This is a genomic window from Parafrankia sp. BMG5.11, from assembly GCF_004337455.1.
The window spans coordinates 1-14,530 of sequence record NZ_SJXI01000162.1 but is presented as its reverse complement, the minus strand read 5'-3'; the positions used below and the strand labels follow the sequence as shown (position 1 = coordinate 14,530).

Here is a 14,530-nt window from a genome sequence, read left to right as displayed (position 1 = left end):
CGGCGCGATCGCGGCGATGGCGACCCGGACCAACGGCGATCCGCTTCCCCACGGCGATCCGCCCGCGACGGTGCCCACCGGCAGTTGTGCCGGTGGGCACCGTCATTTCTGCGTCGCTCCCGACGCGCTCAGCAGGACACCGCCGGACCGGACCGGCAGCAGGACGTCGGTGAGGTCGTAGCGCAGCAGGGCGCCCGTGGGCAGCCACACCTCGCTCAGGTCGTCGCCGGCCGGGTCGCCGGCCTGGGCGCCGAGGTGGCGGATCAGGGCACGCAGGACGTTGCCGTGGGCCACGACCAGAACGGTCCGGCCGGCACCCAGATCGTTCGCGATCTCCGACTCGTAGTACGGGCGGAGCCGGTTGAGGACGTCCGCGATGGACTCCGTCCGGGGGACGTGCACGCCCAGCTCCCGGTACCGTGCGTCGTCGTCCTGCCCGAAGACGCTGCCCGGGGCGATCGGCGGCGGCGTTCCGTGGAACGAGCGGCGCCAGAAACGAAGCAGGTCCGCGCCGTACTCGGCGCGGACCTGCATGCGGTTACGGCCCTGCAGTGCGCCGTAGTGGCGCTCGTTGAGCCGCCAGCTGCGCCGGACCGGGATCCAGTGCCGGTCGGCGGCGTCGAGCGCGAGGTCCGCGGTCGACACGGCCCGGCGCAGAAGGGAGGTGTGCACGACGTCGGGGAAGAGGCCGGTGTCGCGGAGCAGGTCGCCGCACCGGCCGGCCTGAACCCGGCCGCGTGCGGACAGCGGCACGTCGACCCAGCCGGCGAAGCGGTCTGCGGCGTTCCAGGAGCTCTCCCCGTGCCGCAGCAGCAGCAGGGTGCGGGACCCGGTCATCCGGGCGGGCTCCTCCAGGTGGGCGGCCCGGTGGCGGCGTGGCGCCGCGCCCCGGGTGACGGTCGAGACAGTCTCAGTCGAGGTGTCCGCCTTCGCGCAGGACCTCCTCCGCGATCCGGAAGGCCTCGCCCGCCGCGGGCAGCCCGCAGTAGACCGCCGTCTGCAGCAGGATCTCCTGGATCTCGGCAACTGTGGCGCCGTTGGTCATCGCGCCCTCGATGTGGTGAGCGAGCTGCGCGGGCCTGTTCAACGCGGTGAGCATCGCGACGTTGATGATGCTGCGCTGCTTGCGGTCGATTCCTTCGCGGGACCAGATCCGCCCGAAGCAGACCTCTTCTGAGTAATCCTGGATCACCTCGTTGAAGGAGTTGCGCTTCTTGTCCTTTGCCGCGACATAGTCGGCACCCATGAGCTCACTCAGGACGCGCCGGCCGTTCTCCTTGTCGGTCACGCTGTTTTTCCTCCTGCGTCGGTGTCGGGTGTGCGTCGGTCCGGCTCGGTGTCTCAGCCGCGGTCGAGAACTTCCTGCACCTCGCTGGCCGAGAGCTTGATCTCGACGCCCGCTCGTTCGTTCTGCAGGAGCAGCGGTGTCTGCGAGTCGCGACCGCCCCAGCCGCGCTCGAGCGCTTCGGCGAAGTCCTCCTGCACGAGACGGGCGGCGCGCATGGGGACGTCGAACTCGTCGGCCAGTTCGAGTGCCAGTCGGAGGTCCTTGTTCGCCAACGCCAGGGCGAACGAGGGCGGCTCGAAAGCCCCCTGCAGGTAGCGGTCGCTGATGCGGTCGAACGTGCGGGCCCGGCCGATCGCGCCCTGGCGCATTGCGTGCCAGAGGGCCGCCGGCTCGACACCCGCCTTGACTCCCATCGTGAAGACCTCGGCGATCGCCGAGCGGATCATCATGCTGGCGCAGTTGTGGACCAGCTTCGCGGTGTTGCCCGCGCCGATCTCGCCGACGAGGATCACCTGGTCGCCGATGGCGTCGAGGACGGCGCGGTGGCGCTCGAAGGCCGCCTGATCGCCGCCGACGTAGATCGCGAGCTTGCCTGACCGGGCGCCTTTGGGGCCGCCGCTCACCGGCGCGTCGAACAGTTCGATGCTGTGCTTGCGGCAGGTCTCGTGCACCTCGCGGACCACGGTCGGCGAATTGGTGGTGAGGTCGAACCAGACGGTGCCCGCCCCCAGGCCGCTGCACAGCCCGTTCTCGCCGAGGCCCAGTTCCTGCATTTCCTGCGGGCCCGGTAGTGATGTGAGGACCACATCGACCTGGCGGGCGAGATCGATGACCGAGTCGGCCCAGGTCGCCCCGGCCGCCTCGTGTTCCGCGGCGCTCTCTCTGTGGAGGTCGTGCACAATCAGTTCATAGCCGGCCGCGCGCAGGTTGAGCGCCATTCCGGCGCCCATGGCGCCGAGCCCGATGAATCCCACCTTCATGTTGCAGATGTCCTTCCGTTTTCAGGGACGATGGCGCCCCTCCAGGGCACGACCGTCAGACGGCCGTCTCTGGCGGGACCGCCTCTGCAAAAGATCGTTCTCCGTGGATCCCCGCTCGCGGGACCTGTCCGACCTCGATGTCCGCATCGCTCTGCGTGTCGGGGGCTGCATGCCTGGTACCGCGGTGCGTATATACGAATGATCGATTGTATGTGCGAACAGCACGGTAGGGTCTCGTATGGGGGGCTGTCAACGTCCCGGGCGTCCCGCGGGGCGGGATGCGGGGGTGTGTCCCTCGATGCGCGATCGCGTCGGAGGCGTTGACAGTCATATGTGTCGCTCCTAGCATCGGGCTGTAAATGCGTACTCCTGTGCGTAAATGCGAACGGGCCGTGGTGTCGGTGCTCAGCGCGTCGAGCAGTTCACTGCGGCACATCCGGACTGGCGCGCGATCCGCGACGCTCGCGCCCGAGTGACCACGGAGGCCCTGGATGACCGCGCTCGAAGGCGTGAAGGTGATTTGTGTGGGGCAGTTCTACTTTGCCCCTTATTGCTCGATGCTGATGGCGCGCCTCGGCGCGGACGTCATCAAGGTCGAGGCGCCGGAGGGGGACCCGTACCGCCGGCTGCCCACCGTCGACCACGACGGCTTCCCGATCCAGTTCCGGTTCCTCAACTCCGGCAAGCGCGCCATCCGGCTGGACCTCAAACAACCTGCCGGGCAGGAGATACTCCGTAACCTCGTCCGGACCGCCGACGTGCTCGTCCAGAACCTGTCGCCGGGGGCGATGGACCGGCGCGGTCTCGGCTACGAGCAGCTCAGTGCGATCAACCCGGGCCTGATCATGGCGTCGGGCACAGGCTTCGGATCGTTCGGGCCGTATGCCGGCGAGCCGGCGATGGATCTCACGATCCAGGCGCGCAGCGCGATCATGAGCACCACGGGGTTCGCCGACGGGGCGCCGGTCCGCACCGGCCCGTCGGTCGTCGACTTCGTCGCGGGCACGCACATGCTCGGGGGTGTGCTCGCCGCGCTGTTCCAACGCACCCGCACCGGCCGCGGTCAGCATGTCGAGGTGGCCCTGCAGGACGCCATCGTCCCGTCGCTGACGTCCAACATCGCCGGGCTGCTGAGCAGCGCGACCGAGAGCCACGAACGCACGGGCAACCGGCACGGCGGGCTGGCCGTCGCCCCGTACAACGCCTACCGCACCAACGACGGGTGGATCGCCGTACTGTGCCCGACCGACGCGCACTGGCGGCGGCTGTGTGAGCTGATGGGGAATCCCGCCACCGACGACCCGCGCTTCGCGGACATGAGCAGCCGGTGCGCCCACATAGACGACGTCGACGCGGTCGTCGAGAACTGGACGAGGGCCCGCCCCAAGGACCTGCTGGCGCGGATGCTGGTGGAGGCACGCATCCCCTCCGCTCCGGTCGTCACCCTGCCGGAGCTGCTCGAGGACCCGCACGTACGCGAGCGCGGCGTGCTCCGCACCGTCACCGACGAGCAGGGCTCGTTCATGACGCTCGGCAGTCCGCTGTTCCTGTCGGACTCGCCCATGGTGGAGCCGTCGCGGGCGCGCGAGGTCGGCGCCGACACCGACGAGGTCCTTACCGCGGAGCTGGGCATGTCCGTCGACGACATCGCCAAGCTGCGGGAGGCCGGGGTCATCTGAGGCGTTCCGTGGGCCGGTGGGAGCGTCGCGACCACGGGAACCCTGTTGCGTGAGGGGGAGATGTGGGTGAGTCGCGTGCCGCCGCGGAAGCGCCGACCCGACGGATCGAGGGCTTCGCGGTGGCGGGCGGGGTGTGGGCGACGGCGGTCCCGTTCCCGAGTCCGCTCGCCTACTCGTACTCCTACGCGGTGCGGGCGGCCGAGGGGATCGTCGTGGTGGATCTCGGGTGGGACTCGGACGAGGCGTGGAGCGCCTTCCGATCCGGGCTGGCCCGGGCCGGTCACAGCCTCGACGAGGTGATCGGGGCTGTCGTCACCCACGCGCATCCGGATCATTACGGGCTCGCCCGCCGCATCCGGGAGCACACCACGGCCTGGATCGCCGCGCACCCTGCCGAACGGGCACAGATCCGCGTGGGCGCCGCGGAACGGCGGGCCCGTGTCGTGGAGATCGCCGACTGGCTGGGCGTGAGCGGGGTGCCTGCGACGCGGCTGGCGGGCCTCGAGTCGGAGCTCGCCGAGCTCGAGGCGGCGCTGCCCGGAATCGAGACGGACGTCGAGCTCCTCGACGGCGCGGCGGTGCCGGGCACCGGGGGTGCCCTCATCGCGATCCACACACCTGGGCACACCACCGGCCATCTGTGCTTCCACGACCGTGAACGAGGCCTGGTGTTCACCGGTGACCACGTTCTGCCCAAGGTGACCCCGAACGTGGCACTGCGTCCCGGGTCGGCCGCCGACCCGCTGCTGGACTTCCTCGACTCGTTGCGGCACCTCCGGGACCTTCCCGACAACCTGCTGGCCCTGCCCGGGCACGAGTGGTCGTTCGACCGTCTCTCCGACCGGCTCGGCGTGCTGGAGGTGCATCACCAGTCGCGGCTGCGCGAGATCGAGCAGGCGGTGCGCGAGGGGCGGGAGACCGTCTGGGATGTGTCCCGTGCGGTGCGGTGGGCGCGGCCGTTCGACTCGTTCACCCCGCGGTCGCTGCGCTCAGCGCTCGCCGAGACCTACGCCCACCTCGCCCGGCTGTCGGAGGACGGGCGCCTGGTCCGTAGGGCCGGGCGGCCCGAGCGGTGGACGGTCGCCAGAGGCCGGTGCGACTGATCGCTGCGCACGGCTCAGCCGCGGCGGCGTCTCAGCGGACCCGCCGGGGCACGATGACCTTGCGCCGATAGACGCAGACCAGGGTGCCGTCCTGGTTGAGGCCGCGGGTCTCGACCGTCACGATGCCGCGGTCGTCCTTGCTCTTCGACTCCACCTTGTCCAGCACCGTCGACTCGCCGTAGATCGTGTCCCCGTGGAAGACCGGCGCCACGTGCCGCAGCGACTCGACCTCCAGGTTGGCGATCGCCTTGCCGGAAACGTCGGCGACGGACATCCCGAGCAGCAGCGAGTAGACGTAGTTCCCGACGACCACGTTGCGCTTGAACTGGGTGGTGTGCTCGGCGTAGTTGGCGTCCAGGTGCAGCGGGTGGTGGTTCATCGTGAGCAGGCAGAACAGATGGTCGTCGTACTCGGTGACCGTCTTTCCAGGCCAGTGCCTGTAGACCGCGCCGACCTCGAACTCCTCGTAGAACCGGCCGAACTGCATCTGTGCTCCCAACGGCAGGAAGAGGAGCGGCTCGCCGCACGACCGCGGATCGGGTCTCGCTGTGCCGGGGCACATGACCCCGCACCGGACGGCCGCATCGTCTCCTCGGCTCCGGATCGGTGGCCGCGCGCCACCCGAGGACGTCCATCGTTCTTATATAAGAACTGATGTCCTTATATGCGGACGCACGCTACGAGCGAGCCGATGCCATGTCAAGGCGGCTGTGGGGCGGCCATGGTGGCCCAGGGGTCGAGCGGCTCGTGGCCGCCCTGTCGGTCTGGGTGGCTGCGGGCGGGCGGCTGGGCCGTGGAGGCTCGGCGGGAGCGGAGCCGGCCCGTTGACACCCCTGTGTGATCATCGTAGTGTGATTGCAATTACGAATTGTAGTTCGTAATAATGAACTTCGCGACAAAGGGGTGGCGGCGTGATCAATCAGGACCTCATCCTCATCGACGGTGAGTGGGTCCCGTCCTCCGGCACTGGCGTCATCAACGTCGAGAACCCGGTCACCGAGGAGATCATCGGCACGATTCCGGACGGCACGCCCGAGGACGTCGACCGGGCGGCGGCCGCTGCCGCCCGGGCCTTCGACGGCTGGTCCCGTTCGACGCTCGACGAGCGGGCCGAGGTACTGCGAAACCTGGCCGACTTCGTGGAGGGCCGGGCCGACGAGATCACCGAGGCGATCGTTCAGGAGATCGGCGAGCCGCTGAGCATCGCCACCGGTCATCAGACGCTGTCCACGATCAAGCACCTTCGCGGCACGGCCGACGCGCTGGCGGAGGTCGACTTCAACGTGGCGGTCGGGGACACGCTCGTGCACCGGGCCCCGGTCGGGGTGGTCGGCGCGATCACGCCGTGGAACGTGCCGCTGTTGATGATCGCGATGAAGGTCGGCGCTGCCATCGCGGCGGGCTGCACCGTCGTTCTCAAGGGCACCGAGATCGCCCCGCGCAGCTCCTTCTTCTTCGCCGAGGGCACCCTGAAGGCCGGCCTGCCCGCCGGCGTCGTCAACCTGGTCAGCGGCACCGGTCCGGTGGTGGGCGAGGCCATCGCCGATCACCGCCTGGTCGACATGGTCTCGATCACCGGCTCCGTGCGCGCGGGCAGCCGCGTCATGGAGATCGCCTCCCGCACGGTCAAGCGGGTCGGGCTCGAGCTCGGCGGCAAGTCCGCCAACGTCATCCTCGAGGACGCCGACATCGCCGGGGCGGTCACCGCCGGCATCGCCGACGCCTTCCGCAACAGCGGGCAGGTGTGCGGCGGCCTCACCCGCGTGCTCGTGCCCCGCGCGCGGCTGGCCGAGGCCGAGGACGCCGCGCGTGCTGCCGCCGAGTCCTACGCGCTCGGCGATCCGTTCGCGGAGGGGACCAGCCTCGGGCCGGTGGTGACCCGCGCCCAGCGGGACCGCGTCCGCGAACTGATCCAGTCGGGCATCGACCAGGGTGCCACGCTGGTGACCGGCGGCCCCGAGCAGCCCGAGGGCCTGGCCACCGGCTACTACGTGAAGCCGACCATCTTCAGCGGCACACCGGACATGCGGATCGCCCGCGAGGAGATCTTCGGGCCGGTGGTGACGATCCTCCCGTACGACACCGAGGACGAGGCGGTCGCGATCGCCAACGACTCCGACTACGGTCTCGCCGGTGGTGTCTGGGCCGCCTCGCCCGCGCGCGCCCGCGAGGTCGCGCTCCGCCTGCGCACGGGCCGGATCCGCATCAACGGCTCAGCGGTCAACCCGCGTGCGCCGCACGGCGGCTTCAAGCTCTCGGGCATCGGCCGGGAGAACGGCCGTTTCGGTATCGAGGAGTTCCTGGAATACCAGTCGATCGGGTGAGCGAGCGGGCAGGCGACCAGCCGGGAACGCGATGGCGGGGAAGAAGGGCGGAGAGGACATGTCGGTGCGTGCTCGGATAGCGGTGCTACCCCCCGGAACCCACCTGCTCGAGTTTCGGGAACTGACCATGCCGCCGCCCGGCCCGTTCGAGGTCGTGGTCGAGCAGAGCGCGTTCGGGGTGTGCCACAGCCAGCTCGACCGGATCTTCAGCCCTTCCCGGACCGCCCCGATGCTGCTGGGCCACGAGTCGATCGGGACGGTTGTCGCGGTCGGTGCAGAGGTGACCTATGTGCGAGAGGGCGATCAGGTGTGCATCACCTGGATCCCCCGCAGCCCCCGGGAGGGCCGTCCACCCTCGCCGTCCCGGCTGACGTTCCCCGACGGCGAGGTGGCCACGTCGCACAACTGCCACACCTGGGGGACCCACGCCCTGGTCGACGAGCAGTATGTCGTTCGGATGCCCGAGGACACCGACCCCGACCTCGGGAGCATCATCGGCTGCGCGCTGATGACCGGCGCCGGCGCCGTGATGAACAGCATCGATCTCCGGGCCGGCCAGTCGGTCGCGGTCTGGGGCGCGGGTGGCGTGGGGCTGTGCGCCATCGCCGGCGCCGCGATTCTGGGCGCAGGACGGGTCATCGCCGTCGACGTGAGCGACGCGAAGCTCGCCCTGGCGGCGAAGTTCGGCGCCACCGACGGCGTCAACGCCCGCGAGACCGACCCGGTGGAGGCGATCCGTCAGCTGACCCGGCACGACGACGGAACCGCGGGTGCCGACTACTGCCTGGACTGCACCGGCATCGGAAACAACATTCCGGTGAGCCTCGCGGCCGTGCGTCCAGGTATCCGCGGCGCAGGAGTTCGCGGCGGTACCGATGTTCTCGTCGGCATTCCGCGCGAGCCGTTCAGCCTCGACAGTTTCGACCTGCTGAACGGTGAGAAGAGCCTGGCTGGCTCGGTCGGGGGCGGCTGCGATCCAGTCCGCGATTTCGCGACCTTCGTGAACTGGACGAACGACGGCCGCTTCGATCCCGCCCTGCTGGTGACGGACCGGTTCGGGCTCGATCAGATCAACGAGGCTGTGGACGCCCTGCACCACGGTCGGGTCCGGGGCCGTGCCGTGGTCACCGTGCGCGACCCGGCGTGACCGCGGTCGTCACGGCAGGTCCTGCCGGCCCACATGGGTCGTCACCGGCTACACCCTCGTGTTCTCGGCCCTGCTGCTGTTCGGCGGCACGCTGTCCGACCGTATCGGCGCCCGGACCCGCCGGAATTCCGGCCAGGCGAAGAAGAACGAGCTCAATGGCGCGATCTCGCTGCCCCTAAGGAAGATGGTGAGAGCACGCGCGAGCGGTTGCGACCCCGGTCCGCACCGGCCGGATCCGAATCAGCGGAACGCCTATCAATATGAAGGCAACCCCACGGCGGCTTCAAGATCTCTGGCCTCGGCCGCGAGATGGGTCGCTACGGCATAGAGGAATACCTCGAGTACAAGTCCGTCATCGGCTGACGCCCGAATTTTGTCGGGTCACGAGCGAGGGCAGAGGAGTTGCATGATCACTCGCAGGGTTCGTGCAATGGCGTGTGCGACCGACCAGTTCGAGGCGGTCACCATCGGACGTCACGACGTGGGGCAGAATGACGCGCTCATCGAGATCGACGTAAGCTGTCGCTTAGTGATCGACGCGAGCACACTCGCGATCCAGAGAGCGTGGATCTGATGAACGAGACGAGGCGCACGGGCCTGGTGAACCTCACGAGGATCGTCGCGGAGTACGCCGCCTCGACCTCGATCGACGCGTTACCTGCCGACGTCCGGGAACGTGGGCGTCTCATCGTTATGGATGAGCTGGCCTGCGCGGTCTTCGGACAGACCCGGACAGCGGGGAAGCTAGCCACCGGCTACGCGGCCTCTATGGGCGGAGCGGGGGCGTGCCGAATTCTCGGAACTGAGTACCGCACAACCGCGCCATACGCGGCTCTCGCGAACGGCACGGCCGGGCACGCCGACGAGGTCGACGGTGCTCACGTCGTCGGTGGGCATCCCGGCGCGACGATCGTCCACGCCGTGGCAGCGATTGCCGAGCAGCGGCGGGCGACGGGCGGCACTCTGCTCAACGCCGTCGTTCTCGGCTACGAGATCGGCAACCGGCTCATCCGCGCGTGCGGTGGGGTCTTCGGGGTGAAGTCGCGCCTTCACATGCATGCGGACTTTCTTCATGCGATCGGTGCGACCGTCGCGGGGTGCCGCATCCTCGGCCTCGGCCCGGAAGCGTACGGCAACGCGATGGCCCTCGCGACATTCCAGGCCAACGGCCTGGTCGCGCTCTTCCAGGAGCAGCGCCACATCAGCAAGTCGTTCTGCAACGGCCAGTACGCCTTCGCCGGCGTTTCGGCCGCGCTGATGGCGAATGCCGGGCTGGAAGGATGCGAGGACGTGCTCGGCTCGGAGAACGGGCTGCTTGCGGCGTGGGGCCTTGAGGACGGCGCGAGTTCGCTGACCGACGGACTCGGCCACGACTACGCCGTGATGGGCGCGAACTTCAAGTTCGTCAACGCGGGCTACCCGATCCACGCGGCGGTCGAGGCAGCGATGACGGTGATCCACGATCATCGAATTCAGGCGGCCGAGATCGACACGGTCGAGATCGGTATGCCTACCAATGCGCTGCGCGTAGTCGACAATCGTGCCATGCACAACATCTGTCTTCAGGACATGCTTGGCGCGGCAATCGTACAGGACGGGCTGAAGTTGCGGGAGAGCCCCTTTCCGCTCCTTCTGTCGGACCCCGGCTTCCAGTCGATGAGGCGACGCATCCGGCTTCGGTCCGACGCTGAACTGGACACCGAGCAGCCGAACGGCCGCGGGGCCCGTGTGACCTTTGTGATGCGCGATGGCTCGAGGCTTTCACGTCGGGTCGATCAGCCCAAGGGCCACAGCGCGGGAGATCCCATTGGTTGGGGCGACTTGCGCGACAAGTGGGTCGAAGCCCTGCCGACAGTCGACGTCGATCGCCTGGTTCGACTTTCCCGGACTGTCGAGGAGCTGGACGACGTCGAGGAACTGCTCCGGATCTTCGACCCTCCTCGACGTACTGCATGAAGTATCCGAGGGCTACTTGCCCCGGAGCGCCAAACAGTGCAATGACTTCAATGCTGCACCCAGGACTACTCGGCTGAGGTCTGCTTCGGCCGGAGCTGGTCGCGGCCCGGTATCGACCGCAAGGTGCGGAGCGTCATTAACATCGTGCTGCTCGTCGTGCTGAGAAACTCGTCGTGCTGAGAAAGTCGAACCAGCTGCGCCACCACATCGAAGGTGCGCTCAACAACGGCTGCTCGGTCGACGAGATCCGGGGAATTCTGCTGCAGACCGCTGTCTACTGCGGGCTCCCCGCCACCGGCGAAGGCTTCAGCGTTGCTGAGGAGGTACTCCGCGAGCTCGCCCTCATCGGCTGACGCGGAGCACCCGGACTCGTACGAGGGATCGAGAGGGTAGAGAGATGGAGATCGGTTTTATCGGCCTCGGCGCGCTGGGCCGCGGGATGGCCGCGAGCATGCAGAACGCCGGCCACGACCTCGTGGTCAACGACCTGCGCAAGGAGTCCGCCGCCGACTGTCTCGGCCGGGGCGGGTCCTGGGCGGAGACGCCGCATGAGCTCGCCAGCAGGGTGGAGCTGATCTTAACCTCGTTGCCGACTTCCCGGGACGTCGAAGCAGTCGTGCGTGGGGATGACGGAGTCGCCGAGCTGGCGGAAGAGGACATCCCAGCTGTGCTGTCACAACACGTCGAGCTGCCTACAACGTTCGCTTAGGAGGACCCATGGCCAAGCAGCAGCCCACGGGCTTCGTCCTCGTTCACGGCGGCCGACACGGTGGCTGGGCGTGGCGCGACGTTGCCTCTCGACTCCGCGACCTCGGCTACCCCACGTATAGGCCGACCTTGACCGGCCTCGGTGAGCGAGCGCATCTTCTGCGCTCGGAGATTGGCCTCGAGACACACATCAACGACTTGGTCGGCGTCTTCGAGTACGAGGACCTGAGCGACGTCGTCCTGGTGGCCCACAGCTACGGCGGCATGCCTGTGGCAGGTGCGATGCAGCAGGTCTTCGACCGCGTACGCACCGTCGTCTGGGTGGACGCACATCTTCCGCGCGAGGGCGAGTCAGTCTTCGATCTCATCGGTGACGAGCGAGCCGCACAGATGAAGGCGATGGCCGCCGAGGGTGGAGAGGGCTGGTACGTGCCGACATCCGACGCCAGTTGGTGGGGTCTGAGCGATCCCGACCAGATCGCATGGGTCAACTCCAAGACGACTCCGCAGCCGATCAAGACCTACCTCGACAAGATCGGCCCCACAGACCGGGCCTGGTCGCACCCAGGTACGACGATCGAGTGCAATCCGAGTCGGCTTCCCGCAGTGGAGGTGGCACGTCAACGCGCACGTGCCGAGTCCGACCCGCACTTCCATCGTCGGGTTATCGCCGCATGCCACGAGCCGATGCTAACGCACCCTGATGAGCTCACAGAGCTACTGGTCGAAGCGATCGAGAACCGATAGCGAGCCGAGGGTCAGCAGCATCCGATCCGCTTGATTTCTACGCCCTCAGGTACGCAATGAGACGGGGTCCTTTCTTCGGGCAACTATCCCTATGAGGGATATCCGCTCCGTGAACGGAGGGGATCAGCGAGTCAGTCACGTAGGCGGTTCATGCCCAAGTACGAGGACAATGCTGCGAAACTCGTCATCGGCTCGGGTAGGCCGATAGAATCTCCCGGGTGGGGTATCTCGTCTACCCCACCACGCGAAGACATACCTTGCTGGACCGGGCGCTCTACCTGCCGAAGTCCTCGTCCTCGTCGCGGGCGTCTTCGATGCCGTCGGGTTCGGGTCTGTCCAGATAACGGCTCTGTCGCACATTCGGTGGTGACGGATTGCGACGTCAACCGAGCAGGATCCGGTGTCGGAGGAGCGTGAAGCCCGCTCGTCCGTACATCTGCCTTTTGATCAGATTGGTCTTGGTGTTGACGCCTTCGGTGCCGCCGTTATGGTGGGCGCAGGTCAGCGCAGCTGCTCCCTCGTTGAGATCGAGGTCCTTCGTGATTGCTGGCATCGGCCGGCCCGAGTGGACGATAATTCACTTCCTCGTCCTGTACTCGAGCGTGACCAGTCTCCGTAACCGACTCGCCATTCACGCGGCAATTTTCCCTCATAGGGATCACTGTCCGAAGGGCAGGGCCTCGGCAAGATTGCATAAAGTGACGATTCATCGCGCCGGGTAGCTGCGCTGACAGCCGATTCGAGGCCGCCCGAGTGATTCACGTCCGCCTGGAAGCCGGCGGTGCGTTGCCTACGCGCCAAGTTTTCTGTCGGCAATTCGAACGGCCACGGGAAATCCTACGGAAAAGCGCCGGCGGCGCGCCAGCGAACGCGAGTTGACGGAACCAAGGCCCACCATTGCGAAAAAGGTGGCCTCCTGTTCGGGATATGGAAGTGCGACCAACCAAAAACCGAGACAGAAGGCTACCGTGTGCCATCATGCCAGACCGCCGCCGCCATGTCGAGAACGTCGGCGCCAGCCGACGACGAAGACGTCGGCGGCATCCTTTCCGCGCTGGGCCAGGTAGCGGATTTCCGGAAACCGCGAGGGAAGATCTACGAGCTGCGTTTCGTGCTTGCTGTCGCGGTCATCGCCACGCTCGCGGGCGCCAGCAGTTTCCGTGAGATTCGGCAGCTATGCGCCTGACATCCCCCAAGATCTGCCCGATCGGATCGGCGCGCCCTACAGCTACTTCAAGCGGCGTTTTGTCGCGCCCGGCGAGTGCACCATCCGACGTGTTCTCGAGGAAACAGAGGCAGCAGCGCTCGACCTCGCCGTCGGCGCGTGGCTGTTCGCGAGAGCCACCCGGGACGACGACGGCGACCTCGTGATCGCGCTCGACGGCAAGGTGCTGCGCGGAGCCTGGACCGACGAGAAGCAGCAGGTCACCCTCTTCTCCGTCATGTTCCACCGGGAGGGCGTCGTCGTCGCCCAGACCCAGGTACCCGACGGCACCAACGAGATCACCCAGGTGGAGAACCTGCTCGAGAACATCGCCACCGCCCCTGGCCGGACCATCGTCACCCTCGACGCCGCCCACACCCAGCGCGAGACCGCCCTCTACTACTACAGCCCCAGTGATCGTCGTGTGGTCTCTCGTCGCGGATACGGCGTGGCGTGTGGCGTGGGGCGGCCACCGCGTGATTCTCCGTAGTCTGTGAAAATAAAAGAAGAAGCCGCGGTGGCCGCGGCACGTAGCGTATCCGGGATGGACGTGGCGGTGTGGGAGGCGGGGCTGGAGGAGCTGTTCGGCCGGGTGGCGGACTGTTTCCGGTCTGATCAGCCGCGTGCGCAGGCGCGGGCCTATGTGGCAGGGTTGTTGTCTCGGACGGAACGGAAGAACGGGTGGACGCTTGCGGAGTTCACTCGTGAGGCCGGGCCGCAGAAGATGCAGCGGTTGTTGAACGAGTACGCCTGGGACGCCCACGCGATGCGTGACGTCGTCCAGTTGTATGTGGTGGAGAACCTGACCGAGCCGGATGGGGTCCTGGTTGTGGACGAGACCGGGTTTGTCAAGAAAGGCACCTCCTCGGCCGGGGTGCAGCGGCAGTATAGCGGCACCGCGGGCCGGATTGAGAACTGTCAGATCGGGGTGTTCGCCGCCTATGTTTCCGGGAAGGGGCGGGCTTTCGTCGACCGGGAGCTGTACCTTCCCGCGAGCTGGACCGACGACCGGGCGCGGTGCAAGGCGGCGGGTGTGCCGGCCAGGGTGGGGTTCGCGACCAAGCCGCTGCTGGCACTGGACATGATCCGCCGGTTCTGGGTGACCCACCGGCAGTTGGGCTGGGTCGCCGGCGATGAGGTGTACGGCGCGGACCCCGAACTACGCGACTGGCTGGAAGAACACCGGGTCGGCTATGTTCTGGCTGTCAAGAAGGACACCGAGGTGACCACGACCGTCGGTCGCCGCCGTGTGGATACCCTCGCCGCGAAGGTCCCCGCGCGTGCCTGGGAGACATATTCCTGCGCCGATGGCTCGAAAGGACCCCGGTTGTATGACTGGGCGCTGGTGGACACGACCGGGGCGTGTCATGACGACGACGGCTCTGCCGCACATC

At 67.7% G+C, this 14,530-nt stretch carries 16 protein-coding genes and 2 pseudogenes; 13 read left to right on the top strand and 5 right to left on the bottom strand.

Translation table 11 applies throughout. From position 1 onward, the window contains the following. Window positions 1-102: 102 nt before the first annotated feature. From E0504_RS48540 to E0504_RS48530, 3 genes are all read right to left on the bottom strand, one after another. On the bottom strand, window positions 103-837 hold the full coding sequence (locus E0504_RS48540) for a 2,3-diphosphoglycerate-dependent phosphoglycerate mutase (protein WP_112105887.1): 735 nt from the start codon (window positions 835-837) through the stop codon (window positions 103-105). Window positions 838-910: 73 nt separating this feature from the next. Next, the gene (locus E0504_RS48535) at window positions 911-1,288 is read right to left on the bottom strand and encodes a carboxymuconolactone decarboxylase family protein (protein WP_112105886.1); all 378 of its coding nucleotides are present in this window, start codon (window positions 1,286-1,288) and stop codon (window positions 911-913) included. 53 nt (window positions 1,289-1,341) lie between these two features. Further along, window positions 1,342-2,277, bottom strand: a complete 936-nt coding sequence (locus E0504_RS48530; protein ID WP_306769431.1) for an NAD(P)-dependent oxidoreductase — start codon at window positions 2,275-2,277, stop codon at window positions 1,342-1,344. A gap of 482 nt (window positions 2,278-2,759) precedes the next feature. Between E0504_RS48530 and E0504_RS48525 the strand changes: the two genes are divergently transcribed. Both E0504_RS48525 and E0504_RS48520 read left to right on the top strand, forming a co-directional pair. After that, the gene (locus tag E0504_RS48525) at window positions 2,760-3,947 is read left to right on the top strand and encodes a CaiB/BaiF CoA-transferase family protein (protein ID WP_112105884.1); all 1,188 of its coding nucleotides are present in this window, start codon (window positions 2,760-2,762) and stop codon (window positions 3,945-3,947) included. 62 nt (window positions 3,948-4,009) lie between these two features. After that, window positions 4,010-5,050, top strand: a complete 1,041-nt coding sequence (locus E0504_RS48520; protein ID WP_112105883.1) for an MBL fold metallo-hydrolase — start codon at window positions 4,010-4,012, stop codon at window positions 5,048-5,050. A 31-nt stretch (window positions 5,051-5,081) separates the two neighbouring features. Here the strand turns inward: E0504_RS48520 and E0504_RS48515 are convergent, their stop codons facing one another. Further along, window positions 5,082-5,537, bottom strand: a complete 456-nt coding sequence (locus E0504_RS48515; protein WP_131627950.1) for a MaoC family dehydratase — start codon at window positions 5,535-5,537, stop codon at window positions 5,082-5,084. 424 nt (window positions 5,538-5,961) lie between these two features. On the opposite strand from E0504_RS48515, the gene E0504_RS48510 reads away from it, so the two are divergent. The 8 genes from E0504_RS48510 (at window position 5,962) to E0504_RS48480 (ending at window position 11,932) form a co-directional block, all read left to right on the top strand. After that, a complete protein-coding gene (locus E0504_RS48510; RefSeq protein WP_112105881.1) occupies window positions 5,962-7,374 on the top strand; it encodes an aldehyde dehydrogenase family protein in 1,413 nt (470 codons plus the stop codon). A 58-nt stretch (window positions 7,375-7,432) separates the two neighbouring features. Then, window positions 7,433-8,521, top strand: a complete 1,089-nt coding sequence (locus E0504_RS48505) for a zinc-binding dehydrogenase (RefSeq protein ID WP_112105899.1) — start codon at window positions 7,433-7,435, stop codon at window positions 8,519-8,521. Window positions 8,522-8,809: 288 nt separating this feature from the next. Further along, the gene (locus E0504_RS54830) at window positions 8,810-8,884 is read left to right on the top strand and encodes a hypothetical protein (RefSeq protein ID WP_373694020.1); all 75 of its coding nucleotides are present in this window, start codon (window positions 8,810-8,812) and stop codon (window positions 8,882-8,884) included. A gap of 43 nt (window positions 8,885-8,927) precedes the next feature. After that, the gene (locus E0504_RS51060; RefSeq protein WP_165938875.1) at window positions 8,928-9,095 is read left to right on the top strand and encodes a hypothetical protein; all 168 of its coding nucleotides are present in this window, start codon (window positions 8,928-8,930) and stop codon (window positions 9,093-9,095) included. Further along, window positions 9,095-10,477 carry an MmgE/PrpD family protein gene (locus E0504_RS48495; protein WP_131627962.1) on the top strand — a complete coding sequence of 461 codons (1,383 nt, stop codon included), beginning with the start codon at window positions 9,095-9,097 and terminating at the stop codon, window positions 10,475-10,477. Before E0504_RS51060 ends, E0504_RS48495 begins: the two co-directional genes overlap by 1 nt. Window positions 10,478-10,650: 173 nt before the next feature. After that, window positions 10,651-10,830 (top strand): carboxymuconolactone decarboxylase family protein, encoded by a 180-nt coding sequence (locus E0504_RS48490; RefSeq protein ID WP_131627948.1) that lies wholly within the window; start codon window positions 10,651-10,653, stop codon window positions 10,828-10,830. Window positions 10,831-10,874: 44 nt separating this feature from the next. Then, on the top strand, window positions 10,875-11,186 hold the full coding sequence (locus E0504_RS48485; RefSeq protein WP_131627946.1) for an NAD(P)-binding domain-containing protein: 312 nt from the start codon (window positions 10,875-10,877) through the stop codon (window positions 11,184-11,186). Window positions 11,187-11,194: 8 nt separating this feature from the next. Continuing rightward, a complete protein-coding gene (locus E0504_RS48480) occupies window positions 11,195-11,932 on the top strand; it encodes an alpha/beta fold hydrolase (protein ID WP_131627944.1) in 738 nt (245 codons plus the stop codon). A 382-nt stretch (window positions 11,933-12,314) separates the two neighbouring features. On the opposite strand, the pseudogene E0504_RS53215 reads toward E0504_RS48480, so the two are convergent. Continuing rightward, window positions 12,315-12,443: pseudogene (locus E0504_RS53215) on the bottom strand (transposase); the annotation flags it as partial. Between the two features lie 270 nt (window positions 12,444-12,713). Between E0504_RS53215 and E0504_RS48470 the strand changes: the two are divergent. From E0504_RS48470 to E0504_RS48460, 3 genes and pseudogenes are all read left to right on the top strand, one after another. Then, entirely contained in the window at window positions 12,714-13,118 is a 405-nt protein-coding gene (locus E0504_RS48470; protein WP_131627942.1) for a transposase family protein, read from the top strand. Continuing rightward, on the top strand, window positions 13,093-13,626 hold the full coding sequence (locus E0504_RS48465) for a hypothetical protein (protein WP_131627940.1): 534 nt from the start codon (window positions 13,093-13,095) through the stop codon (window positions 13,624-13,626). The genes E0504_RS48470 and E0504_RS48465 overlap by 26 nt, the downstream gene beginning before the upstream one ends. Window positions 13,627-13,686: 60 nt before the next feature. Beyond that, window positions 13,687-14,530 (top strand): annotated as a pseudogene (locus tag E0504_RS48460) (IS701-like element ISFsp9 family transposase); the annotation flags it as partial.

Excerpts from the sequence above, each read along its gene's own strand:
- E0504_RS48540 (WP_112105887.1), bottom strand. The coding sequence starts at position 837 with ATGACCGGGTCCCGCACCCTGCTGCTGCTGCGGCACGGGGAGAGCTCC.
- E0504_RS48525 (WP_112105884.1), top strand. The coding sequence starts at position 2,760 with ATGACCGCGCTCGAAGGCGTGAAGGTGATTTGTGTGGGGCAGTTCTAC.
- E0504_RS48515 (WP_131627950.1), bottom strand. The coding sequence starts at position 5,537 with ATGCAGTTCGGCCGGTTCTACGAGGAGTTCGAGGTCGGCGCGGTCTAC.
- E0504_RS48505 (WP_112105899.1), top strand. The coding sequence starts at position 7,433 with ATGTCGGTGCGTGCTCGGATAGCGGTGCTACCCCCCGGAACCCACCTG.
- E0504_RS51060 (WP_165938875.1), top strand. The coding sequence starts at position 8,928 with ATGATCACTCGCAGGGTTCGTGCAATGGCGTGTGCGACCGACCAGTTC.
- E0504_RS48495 (WP_131627962.1), top strand. The coding sequence starts at position 9,095 with ATGAACGAGACGAGGCGCACGGGCCTGGTGAACCTCACGAGGATCGTC.
- E0504_RS48485 (WP_131627946.1), top strand. The coding sequence starts at position 10,875 with ATGGAGATCGGTTTTATCGGCCTCGGCGCGCTGGGCCGCGGGATGGCC.
- E0504_RS48480 (WP_131627944.1), top strand. The coding sequence starts at position 11,195 with ATGGCCAAGCAGCAGCCCACGGGCTTCGTCCTCGTTCACGGCGGCCGA.